Consider the following 2,538-nt stretch of genomic DNA (forward strand, 5'->3'; position numbering starts at 1 on the left):
CGAGGCCGAGATCAAGGCGGACAAGCTCAGCGGCGAGCGCGAAGAGAAAGCGCGCGCCGAGGCCGCGGCGAAGATCGCCGGTTTCAACGACTGGTTCGAGGCCCAGTTCGGCATCAACGCGGACGATTCGCTGTTCGGGCTGGCGTTCGGCAATGTGAGCCTCGTGGGCCCGATGCCGACCGATCCCGACCAGGCCCCGGCCTTTACCCCGCTTGCGGGGGCCTACGTGGTCGCCCAGACCGAGCGGTTCTTCAAGGTGGCGGGGCTTCATGATTGGCCGGAGGCCTACAGGGCCGAGGTCAAACAGGCCGGAGCCAGGCTCGCGGGCGGCGATCCGCTGGCCGTGGTGAAGCCAGAATTTTTTACAACGGAGTGGTGAGATGCGTGGTTTTGGTGTGCTCGGGGCAGTGATCTTCCTCGTCCCGGCAATGGTGATCGGTGCGATGCAGATGCAGATGATGTTCACGGTGAACAAGTCGATGAGCGAGGCGTTCAGCGCAGAGACGGGGCCGGACAGGATCGAGACGGCCGTCGCCGAGGAGAGCGGTGAGATCCCGTTCAGGATTATCGGCAGCCGGGGGCAGGATCTCGAACCCAAGCAGGCGGCCGCGCTGCTCGCGCCGGCCACATTCACCCGCGAGCGGCTGGCGCAACTGAGCACGATCATCGATCCAATGAGCCTGCTCCAGCCGGGCGAGACCATGCCGGAGGGAGAAATGCGTGACGTGCTGGTCGAGGCACGTATCGCCAAGGTGGCCGATGCCGCCTGCGAAGGCCTCGTCGCCACCATCGCGGGACACTGCGGGGTGACCCGCTACAGCACCCGGATGATCAGCTATGACGCCGAACGGGACCCGCCCGAACTGGCCGGATTCGACGGTTATTACAAGGTCGACACAACCGCCGTGTTCACCCCGAAGGACGCCGTGGGCAGCTTTCCGCAGGCCGACACGGTGGTCTACCAGGAGCGGGAATTCAGCCTCGAGACATGGACGGTCCCCGCGCCCTCGCGCGCGACGATCGATGCTCGGACGCAAGAGGTTCTGCTCGCCGCCCGGCGCGCTTGCGACGAGATGCGCGCGGTGCATGGCAACTGCGCGGTGAGCGACATCCAATTCCAGATCAGTGTCCATGATCCCCGGATGGTGGGTCCACGATTCACCCTGGCGTATCTCTCGCCGATGCAAACCGCCGCACTCGCCGAGTGATTCGCCCGGCATCGCGAATAGCAGCAAAACCCGGCGGGCGCGTGGAGCTCGCTGGGTGCACGCCGTGCGGGGGGCGGTGGTGCCGCGAAATGCCAAGCAATAAAATTCTGGATCAGATCGACATATCGGAATAAAAGAAAGGAAGGCACTGCCGGAGACCATGGCCGAAAATGAGCCGTGGCTGCCGGAGAGGTGAAAAGGGAGGAACGTGATGAAGACGTCGTTGCTTGCGGCACTTTCGTTTGCTGTTATGATTGTCGGCCCCGCTGCTGCTCAGGAATTCGGCGATGCCGAACGTGGTGCCAAAGCCTATCGCCAATGCGCCTCGTGCCATGACGTGGGCGAAGGGGCAAAGCACCGGGTCGGGCCGCATCTGAATGGCATCTTCGACCGGCGTGCCGGTTCGATCGAAGACTATACCCGCTATTCCAAAGGCTTGGTTCGCGAAGGCGTCGATGGGTTGTTCTGGGATCTGCGTACGCTCGACGCCTATATCGAGAACCCAAAGGCGCTGGTGAGCGATACCCGGATGGCGTTCCGGGGCATCAAGGACCCCGAGGAGCGCGCCGACGTGCTCGCCTATCTGCGCCTGTTCTCGGCCGATCCGGCCAACATCCCCGAGGCCGCGCCCACGGCGATGTCGCGCGAGGTGGAGCTCGCCCCCGATGTGCTCGCAATCGTCGGCGATGTCGACTACGGTAATTACCTGTCGACCGAGTGCACGACCTGCCACCAGGTCGATGGCAACGACGACGGTGTGCCTGCGATCATTGGCTGGCCGGAGGAGGATTTCGTGGTGGCGATGCATGCCTACAAGCGAAAGATCCGGCCGCATCCGGTGATGCAAATGTTCGCATCCCGGCTGTCGGATGAGGAAATCGCGGCTCTGGCCGCGTATTTTGGCGGCCTGTAACCCGGGCAGCCAAATTCGGATCGGCTCGGTTCCGGGCTGACCAAGTAACCAAGGGAGGACACGGAATGAAACTCAACAGACGCACCTTTGTGGGCGCCGGTGTGGCCGCGGCAGCGAGCCTTTCGGCGCCGATGGTTCACGCCGCCGGGCATGGCAAGCCCCGCGTGGTGGTGATCGGCGGCGGTGCCGGCGGCGCGACCGCGGCGCGCTACATCGCAAAGGACAGCGATGGCGCCATCGACGTGACGCTGGTCGAACCCACGCGCACCTATTACACCTGCTTCTTTTCGAACCTCTACATGGCGGGTTTCCGCACCCTGGAGAGCATCGCCCACAGCTACGGCACCCTCGCGGCCGACTACGGCATCAACGTGGTGCACGACTGGGCCGTCGGCGTCGATCGCGACGCCCAGACCG

Annotated in this window: 4 protein-coding genes; all 4 read left to right on the forward strand. The window is 64.2% G+C overall.

The window, feature by feature from the left end; translation table 11 throughout:
* Positions 1-379, forward strand: a 379-nt coding sequence (locus tag AC52Q4_RS14565; protein WP_495537525.1) for a hypothetical protein, incomplete at its 5' end; no start/stop codon positions are given.
* Position 380: 1 nt separating this feature from the next.
* Entirely contained in the window at positions 381-1,208 is an 828-nt protein-coding gene (locus AC52Q4_RS14570) for a hypothetical protein (RefSeq protein WP_495537526.1), read from the forward strand.
* A 211-nt stretch (positions 1,209-1,419) separates the two neighbouring features.
* Positions 1,420-2,121 carry a c-type cytochrome gene (locus tag AC52Q4_RS14575; protein WP_495537527.1) on the forward strand — a complete coding sequence of 234 codons (702 nt, stop codon included), beginning with the start codon at positions 1,420-1,422 and terminating at the stop codon, positions 2,119-2,121.
* A gap of 65 nt (positions 2,122-2,186) precedes the next feature.
* Positions 2,187-2,538: FAD-dependent oxidoreductase (locus AC52Q4_RS14580; RefSeq protein WP_495537528.1), on the forward strand; the 352-nt coding region annotated here is incomplete at its 3' end.

It is taken from the genome of Nitrococcus sp. (genome assembly GCF_059432795.1).

Coding starts and splice junctions, on each gene's coding strand:
- AC52Q4_RS14570 (WP_495537526.1), top strand. CDS start 381: ATGCGTGGTTTTGGTGTGCTCGGGGCAGTGATCTTCCTCGTCCCGGCA.
- AC52Q4_RS14575 (WP_495537527.1), top strand. CDS start 1,420: ATGAAGACGTCGTTGCTTGCGGCACTTTCGTTTGCTGTTATGATTGTC.